General features: G+C 34.2%; 15 protein-coding genes. 10 read left to right on the forward strand and 5 right to left on the reverse strand.

Going from position 1 to position 22,847, the window contains the following annotated elements; translation table 11 throughout:
- Positions 1-5 precede the first annotated feature (5 nt).
- The 4 genes from BM246_RS09835 to BM246_RS09850 all read right to left on the reverse strand — a co-directional run bounded on the left by BM246_RS09835 (position 6) and on the right by BM246_RS09850 (position 5,661).
- Positions 6-2,312 carry a glycoside hydrolase family 65 protein gene (locus BM246_RS09835; RefSeq protein WP_074937520.1) on the reverse strand — a complete coding sequence of 769 codons (2,307 nt, stop codon included), beginning with the start codon at positions 2,310-2,312 and terminating at the stop codon, positions 6-8.
- A 78-nt stretch (positions 2,313-2,390) separates the two neighbouring features.
- Positions 2,391-3,047, reverse strand: a complete 657-nt coding sequence (pgmB, locus tag BM246_RS09840) for a beta-phosphoglucomutase (RefSeq protein ID WP_074937524.1) — start codon at positions 3,045-3,047, stop codon at positions 2,391-2,393.
- A gap of 8 nt (positions 3,048-3,055) precedes the next feature.
- Positions 3,056-4,423, reverse strand: coding sequence for an MFS transporter (locus BM246_RS09845; protein ID WP_074937527.1), 1,368 nt, complete (start codon positions 4,421-4,423; stop codon positions 3,056-3,058).
- Between the two features lie 164 nt (positions 4,424-4,587).
- Entirely contained in the window at positions 4,588-5,661 is a 1,074-nt protein-coding gene (locus tag BM246_RS09850; RefSeq protein WP_042499472.1) for a LacI family DNA-binding transcriptional regulator, read from the reverse strand.
- Positions 5,662-5,899: 238 nt separating this feature from the next.
- On the opposite strand from BM246_RS09850, the gene BM246_RS09855 reads away from it, so the two are divergent.
- The 6 genes from BM246_RS09855 (at position 5,900) to BM246_RS09880 (ending at position 17,292) form a co-directional block, all read left to right on the forward strand.
- Positions 5,900-8,821, forward strand: coding sequence for a SusC/RagA family TonB-linked outer membrane protein (locus BM246_RS09855; RefSeq protein ID WP_074937529.1), 2,922 nt, complete (start codon positions 5,900-5,902; stop codon positions 8,819-8,821).
- Positions 8,822-8,832: 11 nt separating this feature from the next.
- The gene (locus tag BM246_RS09860) at positions 8,833-10,434 is read left to right on the forward strand and encodes a RagB/SusD family nutrient uptake outer membrane protein (protein ID WP_074937531.1); all 1,602 of its coding nucleotides are present in this window, start codon (positions 8,833-8,835) and stop codon (positions 10,432-10,434) included.
- Between the two features lie 21 nt (positions 10,435-10,455).
- Entirely contained in the window at positions 10,456-11,583 is a 1,128-nt protein-coding gene (locus BM246_RS09865) for a SusE domain-containing protein (protein WP_074937533.1), read from the forward strand.
- Between the two features lie 25 nt (positions 11,584-11,608).
- Complete coding sequence (locus BM246_RS09870) at positions 11,609-13,075, forward strand: SusE domain-containing protein (RefSeq protein WP_083415754.1); 1,467 nt, start codon at positions 11,609-11,611, stop codon at positions 13,073-13,075.
- A 141-nt stretch (positions 13,076-13,216) separates the two neighbouring features.
- Positions 13,217-16,576, forward strand: a complete 3,360-nt coding sequence (locus BM246_RS09875; protein WP_074937537.1) for an alpha-amylase family glycosyl hydrolase — start codon at positions 13,217-13,219, stop codon at positions 16,574-16,576.
- The gene (locus BM246_RS09880; protein WP_074937540.1) at positions 16,576-17,292 is read left to right on the forward strand and encodes a hypothetical protein; all 717 of its coding nucleotides are present in this window, start codon (positions 16,576-16,578) and stop codon (positions 17,290-17,292) included. The genes BM246_RS09875 and BM246_RS09880 overlap by 1 nt, the downstream gene beginning before the upstream one ends.
- A gap of 99 nt (positions 17,293-17,391) precedes the next feature.
- Here the strand turns inward: BM246_RS09880 and BM246_RS09885 are convergent, their stop codons facing one another.
- Positions 17,392-18,150, reverse strand: a complete 759-nt coding sequence (locus BM246_RS09885; RefSeq protein WP_282148704.1) for an endonuclease/exonuclease/phosphatase family protein — start codon at positions 18,148-18,150, stop codon at positions 17,392-17,394.
- 460 nt (positions 18,151-18,610) lie between these two features.
- Between BM246_RS09885 and BM246_RS09890 the strand changes: the two genes are divergently transcribed.
- From BM246_RS09890 to BM246_RS09905, 4 genes are all read left to right on the forward strand, one after another.
- On the forward strand, positions 18,611-19,888 hold the full coding sequence (locus BM246_RS09890; protein WP_074937577.1) for a tyrosine-type recombinase/integrase: 1,278 nt from the start codon (positions 18,611-18,613) through the stop codon (positions 19,886-19,888).
- A gap of 66 nt (positions 19,889-19,954) precedes the next feature.
- Positions 19,955-20,779 (forward strand): hypothetical protein, encoded by an 825-nt coding sequence (locus tag BM246_RS09895; RefSeq protein WP_074937542.1) that lies wholly within the window; start codon positions 19,955-19,957, stop codon positions 20,777-20,779.
- A 112-nt stretch (positions 20,780-20,891) separates the two neighbouring features.
- A complete protein-coding gene (locus tag BM246_RS09900; RefSeq protein WP_074937544.1) occupies positions 20,892-21,224 on the forward strand; it encodes a helix-turn-helix domain-containing protein in 333 nt (110 codons plus the stop codon).
- A gap of 9 nt (positions 21,225-21,233) precedes the next feature.
- Positions 21,234-22,541: a primase-helicase family protein gene (locus BM246_RS09905; protein WP_074937546.1), complete on the forward strand. Its 1,308-nt coding sequence runs from the start codon at positions 21,234-21,236 to the stop codon at positions 22,539-22,541.
- Positions 22,542-22,847: the final 306 nt, after the last annotated feature.

A 22,847-nucleotide genomic window follows, 5' to 3' on the forward strand; every position in this document is an offset into this window, starting at 1 on the left:
TTCAATTAAACTGTTAACAAACTATTTCGAGAAATGGTTACCGGTGAATTATTTACTAAAATTTGTAAATCTGAATCGCCTTCTAATTCGAATTTAGCACCCGATTGATTAACATTCACTTTTAAAATATGGTGTCTAAAATTCACTTTAAATGAATATTCATCCCATTCCTTAGGGATTTTTGGAGTGAAAGAAAGCATGTCATCTTTAACACGCATACCGCCAAAACCTTCTACAATACTCATCCATGTACCAGCCATAGATGTAATATGTAAACCTTCGTGAACTTCATTATTATAATCATCTAAATCCAAACGAGACGTTCTTAAATAAAACGTGTACGCCTGCTCCATACGATCTAACTTTGCGGCTTGAATACTGTGTACACAAGGTGATAATGAACTTTCGTGAACCGTAAAAGGTTCGTAAAAATCGAAATGACGCTCCAACTCTTCGTTAGAAAACTGATCTTCAAAAAAGTAAAAACCTTGTAAGGTATCGGCTTGCTTAATGTATGGTGAACGCAGAATACGATCCCAACTCCATTTTTGATTTATTGGTCGTTGTGCTTTCTCTAAGTGATCTACAGTAATTAATTCTTTATCTAGAAAACCATCTTGCTGTAAGTATATTTGTTTTTCTTCTGAAAAAGGAAAATACATATTTTCAGCAACCGCTTTCCATTTGTTTAATTCCGCTTCTTCTAGTTTTACTTTATTCATTACTCTAGCAAAATCTGAAGGATATTCACTTTCAATTTTTGAGATATTTTCTAAAGCATAATTAATACACCATTGTGCTAAATAATTGGTGTAAAAGTTATTATTTACGTTGTTTTCGTACTCATTCGGACCTGTTACTCCTAAAATAACATATTTGTTTTTAGCTGAAGAGAACGTAGCGCGCTGCTGCCAAAAACGAGCAATTCCAATTAAAACTTCTAAACCTTTTTCTGGGATATAGCTATAATCGCCCGTGTAACGATGGTAATTAAAAATAGCAAATGCTATGGCACCATTTCTATGTATTTCTTCAAAAGTAATTTCCCATTCATTATGGCATTCTTCACCATTCATGGTTACCATTGGGTATAAAGCCGCCCCGTTTGTAAAACCTAATTTTCCGGCGTTTTCAATCGCTTTTTCCAAATGATTGTAACGGTATTCTAACAAGCTTCTCGCCACGTTTTGATCTTTGGTAGCCATATAAAACGGAATGCAATACGCCTCGGTGTCCCAATACGTGCTACCACCATATTTTTCGCCGGTAAAACCTTTTGGTCCAATATTTAATCGAGAATCTTTACCTAAGTAAGTTTGATTTAGTTGAAAAATATTAAAACGTATACCTTGCTGCGCTTTCACATCTCCGGAGATTGAAATATCAGACATGCTCCAAATACGCTCCCAAGCTTGTTTTTGTTCGTCTAACAAAACATCAAACCCTTTTTCTGTTGCTAAATTCAATACGTTTATTGCAGCAGAAATAAGTTCATTTTTATCGTGATTAGTATCTACAACATAACCACCAAACTTATTGATAGCGTAGGTTTCACCTTGTTTAACCTGATTAGAATAACTAAAAGAAATACTATTAGAATCACTTTCAATTATTGGTTTTATAGCAACACTAGTTCCATTAACAAAAACCTCCGACTCCATAAAAGTACAGGTATGAAATTCGGTTTTCATAGTTTTAGCCTCGATAAAAGCCTGATTGTTTTCATTACAAACCTTTAAAGTATCCCAAAATTTATCATCCCAGTTGGTATCTTCATTTGTAATTCCAGAATCTAAATAAGGTTGAAACACCACTTCTGCATCAGTACTTATTGGTTTTACACTATATTCAATTGCTCCAACTTCGTCTAATTCCAAACTTAAAAAACGTTTGGCTTCTACCTCAATTACCACATTATTTTGTAGTGTTGCTGTAAAACTACGCGACAACCAACCAGCTTTCATGTTAAGCTCTCTCCTGAAATTATCAACAACTTTACAAGTATGTAAATCCAATTGTTCTCTATTTACAGAAACATTAATACCAATCCAGTTTGGTGCGTTTAATACTTTTGCGAAATATTCGGGGTATCCATTTTTCCACCAACCCACACGCGTTTTATCTGGATAATACACGCCAGCAATATAACTTCCCTGAAACGTTGGTCCAGAATATTGCTCTTCAAAATTAGCACGTTGCCCCATAGCACCGTTGCCTATGCTGAATAAACTTTCTGAAGATTTTACGCGCTCGGCATTGAAACCTTCTTCTATAACGGACCAATTATCTGGTTTTATATAATCTTGATTCATCTGTTTTATATTTTAAGAGAAAGGCTTAACCGCAATGTATCACCTTTCTGTTTTGTCTTCTTTCTAAATTATATTTTACTACTTATTGCTTATACTTTCAATAAAATCTGCAGGGATTTCCGTAAGATCATTAAAGTTATAATCGGCCTCACTTAACGTGTCTTTATCACCAATACCAACAGAAACCATTTGCGCTCTATTTGCTGCCTCTACTCCTGCAATGGCATCTTCAAAAACAATACATTGCTCTGGCTTTAGGTTTAGTTTTTCGGCTCCAATTAAAAATACTTCAGGATCTGGTTTGGCTTTAGAAACACTATTTCCATCAACAATACCTTTAAAGCGATCAAACAAGCCAACTTGTTTTAAAATTAATGGTGCATTTTTACTTGCAGAACCTAGCACGTATTTAACACCTAGTTCATCTAAACTATCCAATAATTTTTCGGCACCTGGTAAAATTTCATCAGCTCCCATTTTATGGATATACTTGAGATAATGCTCATTCTTACTTAATAAAACTTCTTGTTTTTTTTCTTCGGAAAGCGTAACGTTTCCAAGTCCTAATAAAATTTCTAAAGAACGTACGCGGCTCACACCTTTTAGCAGTTCATTACTTGCTTCTGTAAACTCAAAACCCAAACTATCGGCAAGGCTTTTCCATGCTAAATAGTGATATTTCGCGGTATCTACAATAACACCGTCTAAATCGAATATTACTCCTACTGTATTCATTTTTATATTTAAGATTGATATGAAATGGCCGATTTGTTTGTAATTAGAAAATTACATAAGCCTGCAATTATTAAACTTCCTCCTGCCACAAGCATGGCATTTATGGCTTGATCGCCAATTAAACTCGACACATAATTGATGCCTCCAAGAGCTGCAATTATTTGTGGGATAACAATAAACATATTGAAAATCCCCATGAACACTCCCATTTTTTTTGGATCTACCGAACTAGACAGCATAGCATAAGGCATGGAGAGAATACTACCCCAAGCAACACCTACTAAAGCGAAACAATACTTTAAATTTTCGGGACTCGAAATATAATACATACCAATAAAACCGAGGCCTCCCAAGATAAGAGACCCCATGTGCACGTACTTTCGGTTAATATTTCTTTTTGATGTGTAAAACGTTAAAAGCAAAGCAAAAACCATAGAAGTTAATCCGTAAATCCCCATGGCGGAACCTACTAAATTCGATGCTTTTTGAAATGTTGTGTTTGCGACATTAAAAGCTTCTTCTTGAGCAAGAACACTCATATCATAACTCGATTCGATGGGAGCAGGTGCATTAAAAACATGCTCGGTTAATGCCGGGTTTGCCATACTCCACATGGTAAAAAACGCAAACCAAGAAAAAAACTGGATAACACCCAACTTCTTCATAGTTAATGGCATGTTACCAATATTGTTTACAATGTCTGGAATAAACCGGTTTTTCTTTTGCTTTTCCTTTTCAAAGGCTTCCATGTCTTCAGGAGGATATTCTGAAGTTGTAAAAATGGTATACAAAACACTCAACAAAAAGATAATAGCACCAATAGCAAAAGCAACTTTCACCGACATAGGCACAACACCTTGTGGCGCAGCATCGGAAACTCCTAACTGAGAAACCATCCAAGGTAAATTACTAGCTACCCAAGTACCAATACCTATAACAAGCGTTTGTACTACAAAACCATAAGATCGTTGAGATTCCGGTAATTTATCGGCTACTAAAGCACGAAAGGGTTCCATTGAAATATTAATGGAAGCATCTAAAATCCATAAAAATCCGGCAGCCATCCATAGTGCAGAAGAATGTGGCACAAAAAACAAAGCAATAGAACTTAACACAGCACCTACTAAAAAGTAAGGGCGTCGGCGGCCTAATTTTGAATGCCATGTTCTGTCACTCATATAACCAATAATTGGTTGTACAAGTAAACCTGTTAAAGGTGCAGCAATCCATAACAACGGAATGTCATCATGACTAGCGCCTAATGTTTGAAAAATTCGAGACATAAAGCCTCCCTGAAGTGCAAATCCAAATTGTATCCCTAGAAATCCGAAACTCATGTTCCAAATTTGCCAGAAACTTAATTTACGCTTTTCCATTAAATAGTATATTAAAGTTAATACTATTTGATAAGCGGTTTTATACCAATTTCAATAAAAAAGGATATCGATATAACTTATCAAAACTTAAGTGAGAAGTGAAAATATAAGTTTTGATTTCGGTGTAAAGATATGAAAGATTTTAAATTTTCAAAGAAAAAAAATTATTTAGTAGATTCTCTTTCAATTATTTCGGTCTCAATTACTAGTTTTATAAAGTCCGATTTAGGGTTACTATTTACAATAAACGAGTCTGGTTCTACATCTTCAGATTCCAATCTATCTATCAGTAAATTAGCGGCTTGCTCCCCTATTCTTTGTCCATGTTGACTCACTGTTGTTAAAGTTGGTGTGGCGTGTTTAGAAAGTACACCATCGGTAAAACCAATAACCTGAATATCTTCCGGGATTTTCAATCCTATTTTTTTTGCCACCTTCATGGCTGTAATAGCATACAGTTCGTTTACTGCAAAAACACCATCAATATTAGGGTTTAATTCGAAAAACTTATTAATTTCATTCTCTAAAAACTCCAGATGATCTGCAGAATTCAAACTATCGTTAATTTTTAAAATTAAATCGGAATTCGGCTCAATATTATTACGCTCCAAAGCTTCTAAATATCCTTGTGTTCTAAGTCGGCCAACACTTACATAATCCATAGTTGTTAAAAGCGCTATATTCTCGCAACCTTTATTAATAAGCATGTTTACCGCTTTTACTGCACCGTTAAAATCATCAACAATAACCTTATCACAATCCACCTCACTCACCACCCTATCGAACATAACAATGGGCATGCCTTGGTTAATGGTAGCATGAAAATGGTGATAATCTTGTTTAAGTAATGTTTCTTTAGAAATAGAAAGAATAAACCCATCAATACTACCATTGGCAAGCATTTCCATGTTTATAATTTCTTTGGTAAACGACTCGTTAGATAGCCCTACAATTACATTATAACCTCGTTTATTGGCCACACGCTCAATACCAAAAATAACGGTTGAGAAAAAATGATGTACAATCTCAGGTATTAAAATCCCTATGGTTTTTGTTTTTCTATTTTTTAAACTCAGCGCAATATTATTGGGCCGGTAGTTATAAAGTTTAGCAAATGCTTGTATTTTTTGCGTGGTATCTTCACTAATCTCTTTGCTTCCGCTTAAAGCTTTGGACACCGTAGATATGGAGACCTCTAATTCGCGGGCAATTTGCTTAAGGGTTATTTTTCTTTTCATTGAAGTAAATTAACAAAAAATATACTTAACACCATAAAGTTACGGCATAATTTATCACGGCTCAATTATGTGAAATTGATAATTTAAGACTTAAATAATGAAAACTTATCAACACGAAAACGTTTTCGTTAAGAATTTCGTAACTCACAATCACTGTTTAACAATTTCTTTTACATAATTTTAACACGAGAAGTGAAAGTATAAACAACTAATTTAGACATTATTTAAACTAATTTGTATGAAGACAACTATTAAAAGATTGTTGTTCTTTTTGCTATTTGCACCTACATTAATATTCGCGCAAAATAGAGTAAAAGGGACAGTAACAGAAAAAGCAACTTCTATTCCGCTTCCCGGAGTAAATGTCGTAATTAAAGGCACTGCAACAGGAACAGCAACAGATTTTGACGGTAATTTTCAAATTGAAGCCAAAAATGGCGACATATTTGTTGTTACTTACATAGGCTTCCAATCACAAGAAATCACCTATTCAGGACAAACAACATTAAATATTCAACTTAATGAAGATGCTGCACTACTTAACGAAATAGTAGTTATTGGGTACGGATCTACAACTAAAAAAGATGCCACAGGTTCCGTAGAAGCTATTACTTCGGAAGGCTTTACAAGAGGAAACATTGTAACTCCAGAAAACTTATTAAGCGGCCGCGTATCGGGTGTAAGTGTTACTACAAGTGGCGCTCCAGGTTCTGGCTCTCAAATTAGAATTCGTGGAGGCTCGTCTATAAACGGATCTAACGACCCACTTATTATTATCGATGGTTTACCAATAGATAACAATAGTGTAAAAGGATCTCGTGGAGTTTTAGCTAGTATTAACCCAAATGATATTGATTCTTTCTCTGTATTGAAGGATGCTTCGGCAACCGCTATTTATGGTTCTAGAGCATCAAACGGGGTTATTATTATTGTAACTAAAAAAGGTAAATCTTCATTTAGCGCTACTTATGATACGCAATACAGTTTTGGTGAAATCGCTAACCGTATTGATGTGTTTTCTGGAGATGAATACAGAAACCTTGTTGCATCGCAACCTCTTAACGGAACCACTTTAGACGAGAGTTTATTAGGCGCAACAAGCACAGATTGGCAAGATGAGATTTTTAGAAACACCGTATCATCTCAACACAACATCTCTATGCAAGGTTCTTTATTTCAAGCCATTCCAACACGTTTCTCTTTTGGATTAACCAACCAAGAAGGCGCTTTAATGACTTCGGAATTTGAACGTAGAAACTTAGGCTTAGCCTTAAACCCTTCACTTTTTAAAGATCATTTAAAAATTAATTTAAATGCAAACATGAGTTTTGAAGATAACCGCTTTGCAGATTCTGGTCAAATAGGCGCTGCATTATCTTACGACCCTACACAACCGGTTTACGATACAACATCTCCTTTTGATGGTTATTACCAACACCGCAACGGTACAACGGTTTTAAACGGAACGACAAACCCAGTAGCATCATTACTTCAAACTAATAATTTAGGAGATTCTAATAGAGTTTATGGTAACTTAAACTTGGATTATAAATTCCATTTTTTACCAGACTTAAGAGCGGTAATAAATATTGGTTACGATGAAACTAAGGCAAAAGAAATTCAATCTACATCGTACAATGTACCAACAAACGACCCAGTAAAAGGAAATACTTTACGTCGTTTTGAAAACAGAACCAACAAATTACTAGATGGTTACTTAAACTATAAAAAAGAATTTGAAAACTTCCGTACCGAATTAATGGCAGGTTACTCTTATCAAAAATTCACCTTTAACGGAAACGATACAGGTAACTTAAGAGATCCACAAACTTTTGCTAACACTTACGCAGATCCAGATGTGGTTTTAATTGGCTTTTTTGGTAGAGCCAACTTAACATTTTTAGAAAAATACTTAGTAACACTAACTTACAGACGCGATGGAACATCTCGTTTTAGCGAAGAAAATCGTTGGGGCAACTTTCCTGCTGCTGCTGTAGCTTGGAATATTAGTGATGAAGATTTTTTGAAAGATTCTAAAACCATTTCAAACTTAAAACTAAGAGCAGGATATGGTATTACAGGTCAACAATCTATTAGCGAAAAAGATATTTTCTTAAACAGGTATAGAGGCGGCGATGCTAACTCTCAATACCAGTTTGGGAACCAAGTGATCCAATCGCTTATTGCTTCAGAAATAAACCCAGATATTAAGTGGGAAGAAACAGCAACTATAGAGTTTGGTATTGATTATGGTGTTTTTGACAATCGCGTTTCTGGTTCGTTAAACTTCTTTCAGAAAAACTCTACCGATTTATTATTCTCTGCTGCTGTTGCCGATGGTACAAACTTTTCAAACAACATCATCCAAAATATTGGCGAATTACAAACTCGTGGTATAGAATTCTCGGTTAATGCCGATGTGGTTAAACAAAAAGACTTCACTATAGACTTCAATTTTAATGCAACATTTTTAGACAGAGAAATTAAAGAACTTGCCCAAGGCCAGGATGTTAAAACCGGTGGTATTTCTGGCGGTACAGGTAACAACATTCAAATCTTAAGCGAAGGATTTTCGCCTAACTCATTTAATGTTTATAAACAACTTTACGACACATCTGGAAATCCAATTGAAGGTGCTTATGTAGATTTAAATGGTGATAACGTAATTAATGAAGACGACCGTTATTTAAAAGAAAACCCAGGTGCAGACGCTATTTTAGGTTTTCAATCTAACGTGAATTATAAAAATTTCGATTTCTCTTTCAATATGAGAGCTAATTTAGGAAACTACGTTTATAATAACGTAAACTCATCGCGATCACAATACCAATTACTTCAAGATAATGCGGTGTTAGGCAACCTACCAACATCGGTTTTAGATAATAACTTTCAACGTACGGCAGATGTTATCATTTCTGATATTTATGTAGAAGATGCTTCATTCTTAAAAATAGATAACATTACTTTAGGTTACACTTTTCCTAATGTTTCTAAAAAATTAAAAAGCATTCGTTTATGGGCCGGAATTCAAAACGTATTCACTATTACAAATTATAGCGGATTAGATCCAGAAGTATCGGTTGGTACAGACCAAGGCATAGACAATAATATATACCCAAGGCCAAGAACTATTTTGGCAGGAGCTAATTTTAAATTTTAAAAAACACAACTATGAAACCAAGATTTAAAATACAAAATACCATTGGGATCGCTCTACTTTTATTCGCTACACTAACTTCGTGTACCGATGATTTAGATATTGTTCCTAATGACGATCAAACAGTATTAAGCGAAGAGCTTTTTACTAACGAAGCAGCTTACAAACAAGTGTTAGCAGGTATTTATGCCAACTTAGCACTTACAGGAACCGATGGTGCAGGGAATTCAAACCTTAAAAACATTGATGCTGGAACTAGCCAATTTGGACGTGTACTTTTATATGTACAAACGTTATCGGCAGATCAAATGATTTGGTCTTACGAGAATGATCCTGGAGCTAGAGAAATTCAAAGAAATACATGGACAGCTCAAAACCCATTATTACTTGGTATGTTTAGTAGAGCACACCTTTCTATTGCTTTAGCAAACAATTTTTTAAGAGAAACTACAGACGCTAAACTAGATGCAAGAAACGTATCGACAACTACAAGAACCGACATTGTAGCTTATAGAGCTGAAGCTCGCTTAATGCGCGCCATGGCTTATTACTACATGATGGATATTTTTGGAAAAGCAAATTTCGTTACAGAAAATGATAATCTTAACTCGTTTCCTCCTGTATATGAAAGAGGTCAATTATTCGATTTTATTGAATCGGAATTAATAGCAATCGATACTGATTTAATAGATTCTAGACAAAACGAATATGGTCGTGCCGATAAATCGGTTGCTTATATGGTTTTGGCTAAAATGTATTTAAATGCTGAAGTTTATATTGGTGAGAACCATTACACGGAATGCTTAACCTATTGCGAAAAAATAATGGACGGTGGTTACACATTAGCACCTAATTATTTACACAATTTTATGGCAGACAACAACACAAACTCTGCTGTAAACGAAATTATTTTCCCGATAGTTTCAGATGGTACAACAACGCAAAATTACGGACCAACAACGGTTATGGTTAATGGCCAAGTAGGAAGTTTAGAAGAAAACGGACTAGAACTTGGTGTTAGTAAACCTGGTTGGGGTGGTGCACTTAGAATTAGAAAACAATTAGCTAATCTATTTGATGCTTCTTTTGCTGACGATGATAGAAATACTATTATCTCTGCAGATAGACCAATTGATATTACAGAAATATCCGATAAAGATACTGGATACATTATTAAAAAATATTCAAACGCAACCTCAACAGGAAGCGCTGGTGCCGATCAAACTTTTGTTGATACCGATTTCCCTTTATTTAGATTGGCCGATGTATACTTAATGTATGCAGAAGCACATTTAAGAGGCGGTGGCGGTACTATTAGCGATGCTGTTGGTTATGTAAATGCTTTAAGAACTAGAGCACATAACCCAAATACTATTTCTTCTGGAGATTTAACTTTAGATTTTATTTTAGATGAGCGCGCTCGTGAATTACACTGGGAAGCACACCGAAGACAAGATTTAATTCGTTACAATAAATTTACTGGTGGAAACTACAACTGGGCATGGAAAGGTAATGGAAGCAATGGTATCTCTTTACCATCACACTTTAATGTATATCCAATTCCAACCGGAAGTATTGCAGCAAACCCTAACCTTACTCAAAACACAGGGTACTAAAATTAAAAACAAATTAAGACCATGAAAAAATTTAAAAACATTTCAGTGTTTAGCATTATTGGTTTAGTTTTACTATGCCTGAGTTCTTGCGAAGACACCACTGATATATATTCTGTTTCAGAACCATCGTCACCAATTTTAGCCGATTTAAACTTCAGCCAAATTGAACTCGATGCAAACAATACAAACAACCCAGCTTTATCATTAAACTGGGTAGAATCTAATTACGGACAGCAAACAGCTATTAATTATGCTGTGCAATTTGCGAACGACGATGCTTTTACAACTCCTGTTACAGCATCTACCGTTACAGGCCGTAACAACCTAACATTATCTACTAGTGAAATAAACGCCGCTGCAGGTAGCGCAGGTTTAGATCCTTTTACTTGGGGTACTTTATACACTAGAGTTGTAGCATCTTTAGGTTCACAAAGCAGTGAATCTATAGCATCAAATACAGTACAATTTGATGTATACCCATATTATAACTATGTATTTGATGATTACTATTTAGTAGGAAACGGTACATCTGCAGGATGGAATAACAACGCGAATAACCCACCATTATTTAGAGACGCTGCCAACCAAAACCTTTACTATTACACAGGATATTTTACAACACCTGGAGGATTTGATGAAGGTCGATTTAAAATTTTAGAAAGTAGAGGTTTATGGCAACCACAATGGGGTGTTGCCCCAAATGAAGGTGACGATGTACCAGCAACAGCTGGCGATATTGCCGGAAACCCAACAACACAATCTGGAGACCCAGGACGTTTTGGAGTAGAAACAGCTGGTTACTATCAATTCAGCATAGATTTTTCTACTAAAAAATACACTTTAACACCTTACAGCACTACAGGAGCAACAAGTTTTTCTAGTATTGAAGTTCAAGGCTCAAGTACCACAACTACAGCTTTAACAGCATTAGCTATAGACACACATATGTGGTATGCAGCAGCTTTACATTTAACACCTGGAGACCTTACGTTTGTAACAAACACGGGATCTGCTTGGGGTGGTTCAACAGGATTTTCTGGAGTTGCTACAGATGGTGGCGAATCAATCCCTGTAATTGTAGAAGACGATTACGATGTTTGGTTTAATGACCTTACTGGCCGTTACATTCTTGTGCCTTTAAACTTATAATATTAATCCTTTTAATAGAAAAAATATGAAATTTTATATAACCAAAATAAGCTTTCTGTTGCTTTTGTCAACAATGCTTTTCGCGTCTTGCGAAACAGAAGAAAGCCTAACAATTACAGCTCCAGAAGCTGAGTTTGTTCTAAACACACCAGGTATTAGCACTGTGTTTTTAAATTTTGCATTGCCAGATAACCCTGCATTTACATTGTCATGGGAAGACGAGGTAACCGGAAGCAGTTCTTACACTGTTGAAATGGCGGCCGACGCCGAATTCACGTCGCCGTTCACTCTAGGTACAAGCGAAGCTAAAAACTTCTCAATGACTGTTGCTGAGTTCAACAATGCCATTGCAAATTCAGGTGCAACAACATTTAGAGATGTGCCCGTTTACATTAGAGTTTCCGCGGGAAGCGAAATTTCTAATAGTATTTTATTACTAGCAACTAGATATCCAACCGATGCTCCTGTAATTTCTAGCCCTTTGGCTGGCGATACTTTTGTTTTATCTATTGGATCTGTTGACGACACGGTTTTAACTGTAAATTGGACAGACGCTGTTCTAGAATCTTCTTTAGGCACCGACATCAATTACATTATTGAAGCCGCTACAGCAGGAACTGATTTTGCAAGTCCTGTTTCTATTGGAACAACAACTAACGCAAGTACAGTATCATCAACACATTCAGAATTAAACGCAGTTGCTATTGGCATTGGTTTAACTCCTGAAGTTGCTGGCAACATGGATATTAGAATTGTAGCAAAAAACACAAATTCTGGTGGTAGTGAATTAACTAGAATTTCCGATGCTTTAACCATTTCTGTTACACCTTACCTTTCTGCATTCCCTAACTTATATGTTGTTGGAGATGCAACATCACCAGGATGGAGTAACGATAACAATAACACACCATTATTTAGAAACCAAGATGTACCAAACAACTATGTTTATGTTGGGTATTTTGGAGCAGGAGCTTTTAAATTATTAGAAACTAAAGGCGCATGGCAACCACAATGGGGAACAAATGATGGCGCTGCTCTAGCAGTAAATACTGGTAGCGGTTCAGACCCAGGAACATTTAATATTGCCACTGCAGGATACTACTCGTATAATTTCACTACAGTCGGAGAATCCGGTAGCTTTACAGTAGAAGCATACGATGCTTCTGCAGCACCAACATATACTTCTATGGCTATTATTGGAGATGCTACACCAAACGGTTGGGACGGTGATAACGACACTAATTTTACTCAGGACACTAACAATCCACACTTATGGTACATTAATGGTGTAACATTAACAAGTGGAGGTTTCATCTTAATTAGAGCAAATGATGATTGGGCAGATGTTTGGAGATATTCAGGATCTAATCAACTTTATGGTAAAGCTAATTTATCTGGTGACGGAGACAACATTCCGTTCAACGCAGAAACAGGCAGTTACGATTTCTGGTTCAATGACTTAGATGGTAGTTACAACATTATACCAAACTAAAATATTAAATCTATAAAAGAGGCTGATTTATATCAGCCTTTTTTTTCTTAAAAAAGAAGTTATTATAAAAACGACGCGTTCGTATATTTTTAACTAAAACCTTCTTTTACCACACTACAACTTAACTAAACACCAAAACAGATGAAAAAACTGTTACTATTTACGTTCTTGTTATTTAGCCTAACCACTATCTCGCAAGTTACTATTTCACCTAGCGCTTTCGAAGTTACAAGCCAAATAACCATTACGGTAAACCTCAGCAGCACGGCAACAGATTGCAATAGTATATCTGCACCAAGCAAAGTCTACATGCACTCTGGCATAGGTAACGACACCGATGCTTGGGGCATTAAAACCATAGGAAATTGGGGCGCTGATGATGGCATTGGCGAAATGACAAACAATAACGATGGCACTTGGAGCATCACTATAACACCATCCGTTTATTATAGTTTAACAAGCGAGCAACAAAGCGAATCTACCAAAATGGGTATGGTTTTTAGAAATGCATCTGGAAATCAAGAATTAAAAGCATCAGGTTGTGCCGATTTCTTTTTCGATATTGGTTCTTTTCAACTATTTTTAAACATGCCTACAAAAACAACAACTATTTTGAATGCTGGCGAAACGCTTCCTATTAATGCGACTTCTAGTACTGTGGCCAACTTTACACTTCTGGCCAACAATAACACAGTAGATACAGCTATTCAAACTACAACATATACTAACAATTACCCGGTAAACGAAACCACAACATTCGAATTACAAATTACGGATGGCACACAAACAGAATCTAAAATATTCGAAGCTATTGTAATTCCGGCCACTACAGAAGCCACTTTACCAAATGGGCTATTAGATGGTATTAATTATAATGAAACCGACAACACTAAAGCAACTTTGGTGCTTTATGCCCCGCTAAAAGAGTTTGTACATGTTATTGGCGACTTTAATAATTGGACGATAGATGATGCTTTTTTAATGAAGAAAGACAGCAGTAAAGATCGTTTTTGGATAGAACTAACAGGGTTAACACCACAAACCAACCACATGTACCAATATATGGTTGATGCTTCTATAAAAATAGCAGATCCATATTCTCCAGTTATTTTAACAGAATCGAACGATCAATATATCAACGCGATAACTTATCCCGATTTACCAGCATATCCAACAGGAAAAACAAACCACAATATTACTTTATTAAGAACAGGTGATGCAGACTATAATTGGCAAGTAACCAATTTTACAGCTCCCGAAAAAACCGATTTAGTAATTTACGAATTACTACTTCGCGACTTTGATGCTCTACACAGTTTTGATGCTTTAAAAAGCAGACTAGATTATATAGAAAACCTAGGTATAAACGCCATAGAACTAATGCCATTAAATGAATTTGATGGTAACGAAAGTTGGGGCTACAACCCTTCATTTCACATGGCGCTCGATAAATATTACGGTACACAAAATGCTTTTAAAGCTTTGGTAGACGAATGCCACCGTCGTGGCATAGCTATTATTGTAGATGTTGTTTTTAATCATGCTTCTGGACAAAATCCATATTACAGACTTTGGAACACCGATAACGGTAATTACGGAGGAACAGCCTCTGCAGATAATCCGTTTTTTAACCAAACAGCAAAACATGCCTATAGTGTTTTTAACGATTTTAACCATAGTAAAACAGCAACTCGTGATTATGTAAAGCGTGTTACTCAATTTTGGATTGACGAATATAAAATTGATGGTTTCCGATGGGATTTAACCAAAGGATTTACTCAAAATTGTACTGAAAACAACGAGAGTTGTACTGGAAGCTATCAGCAAGACCGTGTAGACGTTTTAAAAGAATATGCAGATTACCAATGGGATAAAAAAGATGATTTCTATATTATTTTTGAGCATCTTGGTGGTATTACTGAGGAGAACGAATGGGCGAACTATCGTATAAATGAAGGGAAAGGTATCATGCTTTGGAACAATTTAAACGGAACTTATAGCGATGCCGCTATGGGATTTTTCACTGATGGAAAATCTAACTTCGGAAACGTTTCATATAAACAAAAAGGATTTGCACAAGCCACATCATCCGTAAGCTACATGGAAAGTCATGATGAAGAACGCATGATGTACAGAAACCTTAATTTTGGAGCAACCAACACTAATTACAATGTTAAAGATTTAAACACAGCCTTAAAACGTGTAGAAACCGCTGGCGCATTTTTCTTTACGGTACCAGGACCAAAAATGATTTGGCAATTTGGAGAATTGGGGTATGATATTTCTATAGACCAAAACGGCAGAGTTGGCAACAAACCTATCCTTTGGGAATACTTAAATGATGCTAACCGAAAATCTGTTCATGACACTTGGCGTAATTTAATTCGTTTAAAACTTGAAGAACCTATATTCAAAACCACTAATTTCGAGGTTGACACTAACAAATCTTCAGGATTAAAAACCATCCATTTAACACTGGATAGCGCTACAGAAAACGATATTAAATACATTACCATACTTGGTAACTTTGGTATTACAGCACAAAATATTACGCCTAATTTTCAGCAAACAGGTACTTGGTATAATTTGCTAGACAGAAACATGCCTATGGAAGTTACCAGCACCACGGCATCGATAACATTAAAGGCTGGCGAGTTTATTATTTTTGGAGACAAAACCTTTATTAATCCAGAAGATCTTGATAGCGACGGTGTTTTAAACACAAATGATACGTGTAGCAACACTCCAATTGGAGCTGCAGTAGATGCTAACGGTTGTGAAATATTTAGTTTACCGGCCAACAACTTTAAACTACAAATTGGTAACGAAACTTGCAGAAATAGCAATAATGGTTTTATTGATATTTCCGCAGAAAAGAATCTAAACTATAGCGTTAAAATTACGGGCGACAACCTAAATAGTAACGATGCTTTTACAAGTAGTTTTATTAAAAACAATTTAGCTTCTGGTCATTATAATGTTTGCATTACTGTTGAAAACCAACCAGATTACGAGCAATGCTACAACATTACCATAACGGAGCCAGAAAATTTATCGGTACTATCAAAATCTGCAAATGGCAAGAAATTAGTTTCACTTAACATGAGTGGTGGTTCTCTTTATAAAATTACGCTTAATGGTGTTACTACGGAAACTTCAAATTCTGAAATTGAACTTACTTTACAAAATGGAGAAAACAAGATTACCGTAGAAACCGATAAAATTTGTCAAGGTAAATTTGAAGAATCTATTTTTTATGGAGACGAATTAACTGTGTTTCCTAATCCAATTTCAAACAACGAATTAAATGTTTACTTGAGCGAATTAAACAACGATAAAGCTATAGTAGAACTCTATTCTATTTTAGGAAAACGTGTTTACAACACTGAGACAACTAGCAACACACTAAAAATAGATGTAACTCCATTAGAAAAAGGCGTTTACTTATTAAAAGTGGTTACAAAAACAGCAAACAAAAGTTTTAAAATAATTAAGAACTAATGAAAAATTCACTTAAATATATCTTCGGAAGTTTCGTTTTATGTCTTTTCATTTTTAACTGTGGGGGCAATAGCGATGACGATGTTGATCCGGATCCAGACAATGAAGTAAAAACACCAACTGCAGCAACTTTATCATTCCCTGAAGAAAATTCTGAATGCACCGAAGGTTCTAGCCTAACAAGTACTGAAAGCACTATTTTATTTAACTGGAATGATGCTCAAAATGTAAAATCATATCAACTATTCATTAAAAATTTAGACACACAAACTACAACCAATTACACAAGTTCGGTTTCAGAAAAAAGTGTTACTATTTTACGAGGCACGCCATATTCATGGTATGTGGTTTCTAAAAACTCTGGAACAGAAACAGCACAAAGTAATACTTGGAAATTTTATAATGCAGGCGAAGCAACGTCATCTTACGCTCCATTTCCTGCGGAATTGGTTAGCCCTGCTCTATCGGCTTCCTTAGCGGCTTCAATAGTAAATTTATCCTTAGAATGGTTAGGTGAAGATGTTGATAATGATATTACAGAATATGAAGTCCTTTTCGGAACCGTAAGTCCACCAACACAAACAGAATCCACTACTACAGCAAATAATGTTTCGGTAACCGTGAGTTCCGGTAATACTTATTTTTGGCGTGTTATTACTAAAGATGCTAATAACAATACTTCGGAATCTCAAATTTTTGAGTTTACCGTTCAATAAATTCACCTAAAAAAACACTTTGAAACTTTGATGATATATCAAGCTTCAAAGTGTTTCTTATTAAATTGACTATTCTGAAAACATTCTTTTTTTGGAAGGTTATTTAATGATTAATTCGGTTAAAACAGGAAAATGATCCGAAGGGTATTTCAAATCCACCAAGCTCGATAACACACCATATTTTTCAACTTCAATATTAGTTTTAGAAACAAAAATATAATCAATTCTACGAGTAACTAGTTTTTCAGTCTTAAAACCACTAAAAGTACCATTAGAGCCAAAAACTACTTTTGCTAAGCCTTTAGAATCGTCCATACTTTGGCTAAGTTTCGTAATTAACTCAGTGTTAGGTTCGGCATTAAAATCTCCCATTAAAACAACAGGTAAATTATTTGTGTTAAGCGCTTTTATCTTATCCTGAATTAGAGCAACACCCTGCAATTGCGCTTCGTGCCCTTTATGGTCTAAATGGGTATTAAACACCCAAAATTTTTTCTTAGTTTCAAGATTTGTAAATAACCCGTAAGTGCAAATTCTTGGATGTGCTGCATCCCAACCTTTAGAAACCTGATCTGGAGTTTCAGAAAGCCAAAAAGTATTTTCATTTTCAACTTTTACTTTTTCTGAATTATAAAATATAGCCGAAAACTCACCTTTATTTAAGCCATAACGCCCAATTCCAATGGTTTTATAGTTTTTTAATGCCTGCTTTAAATCTAGCATTTGATTTGGTTTCGCCTCCTGAACACCCATAATATCTGGTGCATTAAACAACACCTGCGAACACAAAAAAGCTTTTCGGTTTGGCCAAGCGTTCTCACCATCCGAAGCCACATCTAGACGGATGTTGTAAGTCATAACCTTAATAGTTTTACTCGTCGTTTTATCTTTATTTGTATTATTACAACTTTGAAAAATTATAAATAAAAGACAAATTCCAATTGAATAAAATTTCATGATTCGATATATTTATTAGTTCAAAACGCTAAGCTACAAGTTTTACTAACCAATTTAAAGATGTTTACAAAAACTTAAAATGCCTTTAATATTATGGAGTAAAACAGTTTAAAAAAACAAAAAAGCTCCTCATTTCTGAGAAGCTTTTTAATGTGGAGAAGATCGGATTCGAACCGACGACCTCTTGACTGCCAGTCATGAATTTACTTATATGTTATATATGTGTTTGTTGTCTAATAAGCCTAAAAACAGTAGTTTAATGTAAACATAGTGCATTTTATTAATATCTATTATTTGTTTATTAATATTATTTGTGGGCAAATTGTGGGCAAATGATTATATTTGTATTAAACAAAAGGCAATGATTTACAGAATATCAATAGTATTAGATCGTAGAGGAAAGACCAGTGATGAATATAAAGACGAAAAATGCCCTGTTAAATTAAGAGTGTTTAGTAAAGCATTTAAAAAAGATAAGCGATACAGTTTAGGTGTTCATTTGACAAATGATGAGTTTAAAAAAATTTGGGTAAACGCTGAAAACAAAAGTTTAAGAGGTACAAATAAGGAAATGCGTTTAAAACTTCAAGAATTTGAAACAAGAGCAAATAAAGTTGCTAAAGAAATGAGTGTTTTTGATTTCGCTAAATTTGAAACTAAATATTTTCGTAAATCTACCGACCAAAAGAATGTTAAGTATCATTTTGATTTAGTTATTCAGAAGAATTTAAAAAATGATAAAATCGGAACGGCCGAAAGCTACAAATACACGTTAAAATCATTAACGCAATTTATTGACAAAGACAATACAAAAGAGGATGCAAGTAAAATTGATAAACTAACTTTTACAACTATTACGGCTGACTGGTTAAAAGAATATCAAAATTTTATGATCTCTAAAGGCAAAAGCTTTACAACCGTTGGAATTTACACAAGGACTTTAAAGGCTGTTTTTAACAACGCTATTAGAGCAAATGACTTAAACAAAGAATATTACCCTTTTGGATTAACAAAAGATAATAAATACAAGATACCACGAAGTAAGAAAGTAAAAAAGGCGTTAAATTCTACTCAGTTAAAAACGCTGTTTGATGCTGAGGTTACAAATGATAACGAACAACAAGCCAAAGATTTTTGGTTTTTTAGTTATGCTAGCAACGGAATGAATTTAAAAGATATTGCGCTTTTAAAATATTCAGATATTAAAGAAGATTATTTCACTTATTACAGGGCTAAAACCTTTGATAAAACAGCCGAAAAAACAGAAATTAAAATCTACTTAACAGACTTTACAAAAAGCATTATTTCAAAGTATGGTAGTGAGTTAAAAACTGGTTTTGTGTTTAATATCATATCTAAAGAAGATACACCTGAAACACAGTACAAGAAAATTAAAAACTTTACTCGATTAATTAACGACCATATTAAAAGAATAGCAAAAGCAAACGATTTACCAAACGATATTTCTACTTATTGGGCTAGACATTCATTTGCCACTAATTCAGTCCGTAAAGGTGCTAGTATGGAGTTTATAAGCGAGGCATTAAATCACAGTGATCTAAGTGTTACAAAAAATTATTTCGCAGGTTTTGAAGATGAGGCAAAAAAAGATTTCGCAAACAGTTTACTAGATTTTTAACTAAAATAAAAGGTTTTTAAAAAGCATCATTTTTTACATTTTTTGCACGCAATGCAATTTTACAATATGGAAACAAAACACAATTTAATAGCATGGACTTTGGAATTTATAGGTACAATACATTATTTTGAAGATATAAGGCTTCACAATGAATTAAATAATTCAGCATTAAAGGAATTGTGTAAAGAAGATTTAAAGGGTATTAGAAACGATACAATAACAAGGCCTTACAATATACAGGATGAAATTGTTTTAGGTGCAATTTATGAATCGGACGAAAGGGAATTACTAAATCTATTTGAAAAAAAGTTTGAAAAAGCTAAAAATAACAATGGATTTAAAACCAAAGAAGCATTTGCAAAATATGAGTATAAATACCAAAAAGGAATTTGGAAAAATCACGATATAACAAAATGGATACCTATTGCAAAACAATGGCTTAATCTGCTAAAAGGAATTAAAGCGGCTGAACCTGGAGAAGCGGCACAAGTTGAACAGAATGAAAAAAGAATAGAAATAAATGAAGAAAATATTTTTTGTAAATCCATGCCTTTAGATATACCTAAAGAACATTTTAAAAGACTAACATCTAATACAAGTAAAAACGGAAAACCATTTTTAACTGAAACACAATTAAACAATTTTATACAAAGGGCTTTTTTAGGCAAAACAGATTTACCAAAGGAGAAAATCAATTCAGTGCCTAAAGGCGAAAAACTATTGATACAAAGTATATTTTATGAATTTTATAATAATAATTGTTTTGATTATTTCGGTACTACTCAAAAACAAGAAATTTTTATTAAACTTTTAACTGACAATTTTCAAGGATGGGAATATGAAAATGTAAAAAGTAATTTCAATCCAAAAACTAACAAACGATTACTTTAATTACTTTTATTATTACTGCACTTACTTTTGCTATTACCGCACTTACTTAACTAGTAATCAAAGGTTAACAAATATATAATTTAGCATTTGTAACAAAAATACAAGTGCAAAAATGAATACATTATCTTTCGATCAATTACCAAACGTAGTCGCTGAACTACAACGAGGGCAAAGCGAAATTTTGGCCTTACTATCTAAAAAGGGAAAACCTCAACCCGAAATTGAAACACCTATTAATCTTAATGAGGTTTCAAAAATCACAGGTTTAACAAAGCCTACACTTTACGGTTATGTGCAACGTAATGAGATACCACACAATAAAAAAGGCAATAGACTTTATTTTTTTAAATCTGAAATTGTCGACTGGATAAAAACAGGAAAGCAGAAAACTTTAAAAGAGTTGGAAGCTGAAAATGATGAGTTTTTATCTAATTGTAAAAAATAAGGATTGAATATGGATAACATACACAACCCTAATATCTTAACTACTGATTTGCAATGTAAAGATAATAAACCTTTTGAATTTATAAAAATATTTAGAGCTGGAAACGACTTTCATTATAATGATGGAAAAGAGTTTATCCCATTAACTAAAGACACTATTATTACAGATTATGGTAAAAAGTGTTTAAGCGAAATTCCAAAATATAAGGGGTTTACTAACGAGCCTAATAATATCAATTGGAATAGAAGTTATAATGGATATTTCAACCTTTATAAACAGATAAATTGGAGCACTAAAAAGGGGAACTATGATAACATTAAGAAGATGTTACAGCACGTTTTTAGAGGCGAAAATTTCAACATGATTTTAACCTATTTATATGTTGCTTATGTACACCCCAAACACCCATTACCTATAATTGGTTTAGTAGGAAAACAAGGAACTGGAAAAACTAAATGTATGGAGCTAATTTTAAATATGTTTAGCCCAAACTCAACAGTTATAGACCCTGAAGACTTAATAAGCCCTTTTAATAACCATTTTCTTAATAAGTTAATAGTAGGAATAGACGAAAAATCTACTGCTGGAGGTAATGAAATGGAGCGTTTGAAGAAATTTGCCACTGGCGGAACTCAGATAATGAAAACTAAATTCAAAACACCTACCAAAATTGACTGCTATTTAAAATTTATAATGTGTTCTAATGACACAGATAGTATGTTAAAATTAGAAAGCGAAAATACAAGGTTTTGGATTATTGAAGTTCAAACCCTTACTATTACTGACTTTGATATTTTAGAAAAGGCAATTAAAGAAGTACCAGCGTTTTTTTATTATTTAGTTAATGAATATAAACCAATTGAGAGAGCCAGCCGATTATGGCTAGACCCTAAAACGTTTCAAACAGATGCGGCAAAGAAAATGCAGGCGAATGCACGACCTCAACTAATTAAGGCAATAATTGAAAACCTCACAGATTATTTTTTAGAAAATGAAACTAAAAACGAGGTTTATTTTACCGCAGATCAATTTATTTCAGCCTTTGGAAGGAATGAGCGTTGGAACTCGAGTTGGTTCGCCAGAGACGTTAAAAAGCACTTTAATAAAAAATCCTATGCTAAGCGTAAACGAAACCCTTTTCACAGTATAATTATTTCATCTTATAGCGGCAATACTACCAGTATTAGCAACGACATAAAACAACGTAGATACTATCATTTTACTAAGGACGAAATATATAATCTAAATGAGGATTTTGAGCTACCAACAGAAAAAACTACAATTACAGACAGCGAGCTTGAGAAACTATTTAATTAATGATACAAGCGTTACGCATTGATACAAGCGTGATACACCCTAAAAAAACGTTCAATCCCTTGCTATTACTAGCCTTGTTACACTGTTACACTTATTATTATAATATATAGTATATAGGTATAGGGTATAAAAAATACAAGGGTTTGAAATAGGGTGTAGCAGTGTAACATGTGTTTAAGTATTTATAAATCAATTAGTTAATAAGTTACATAAGTGTATCACGCTACACCTTTAGTCTGAATAATTAACAAACTCCTAACTATTTACAAATTTCAATAAATAAAATGCACTATACACGCCCGCCTT

The organism is Algibacter lectus (assembly GCF_900112395.1).
Taxonomy (GTDB): domain Bacteria; phylum Bacteroidota; class Bacteroidia; order Flavobacteriales; family Flavobacteriaceae; genus Algibacter; species Algibacter lectus.

Coding starts and splice junctions, on each gene's coding strand:
- BM246_RS09835 (WP_074937520.1), bottom strand. CDS start 2,312: ATGAATCAAGATTATATAAAACCAGATAATTGGTCCGTTATAGAAGAA.
- BM246_RS09865 (WP_074937533.1), top strand. CDS start 10,456: ATGAAAAAATTTAAAAACATTTCAGTGTTTAGCATTATTGGTTTAGTT.
- BM246_RS09900 (WP_074937544.1), top strand. CDS start 20,892: ATGAATACATTATCTTTCGATCAATTACCAAACGTAGTCGCTGAACTA.
- BM246_RS09890 (WP_074937577.1), top strand. CDS start 18,611: ATGATTTACAGAATATCAATAGTATTAGATCGTAGAGGAAAGACCAGT.
- BM246_RS09870 (WP_083415754.1), top strand. CDS start 11,609: ATGAAATTTTATATAACCAAAATAAGCTTTCTGTTGCTTTTGTCAACA.
- BM246_RS09880 (WP_074937540.1), top strand. CDS start 16,576: ATGAAAAATTCACTTAAATATATCTTCGGAAGTTTCGTTTTATGTCTT.
- BM246_RS09850 (WP_042499472.1), bottom strand. CDS start 5,661: ATGAAAAGAAAAATAACCCTTAAGCAAATTGCCCGCGAATTAGAGGTC.
- BM246_RS09845 (WP_074937527.1), bottom strand. CDS start 4,423: ATGGAAAAGCGTAAATTAAGTTTCTGGCAAATTTGGAACATGAGTTTC.
- BM246_RS09860 (WP_074937531.1), top strand. CDS start 8,833: ATGAAACCAAGATTTAAAATACAAAATACCATTGGGATCGCTCTACTT.
- BM246_RS09885 (WP_282148704.1), bottom strand. CDS start 18,150: ATGACTTACAACATCCGTCTAGATGTGGCTTCGGATGGTGAGAACGCT.
- BM246_RS09855 (WP_074937529.1), top strand. CDS start 5,900: ATGAAGACAACTATTAAAAGATTGTTGTTCTTTTTGCTATTTGCACCT.
- BM246_RS09875 (WP_074937537.1), top strand. CDS start 13,217: ATGAAAAAACTGTTACTATTTACGTTCTTGTTATTTAGCCTAACCACT.
- BM246_RS09905 (WP_074937546.1), top strand. CDS start 21,234: ATGGATAACATACACAACCCTAATATCTTAACTACTGATTTGCAATGT.
- BM246_RS09895 (WP_074937542.1), top strand. CDS start 19,955: ATGGAAACAAAACACAATTTAATAGCATGGACTTTGGAATTTATAGGT.
- pgmB (WP_074937524.1), bottom strand. CDS start 3,047: ATGAATACAGTAGGAGTAATATTCGATTTAGACGGTGTTATTGTAGAT.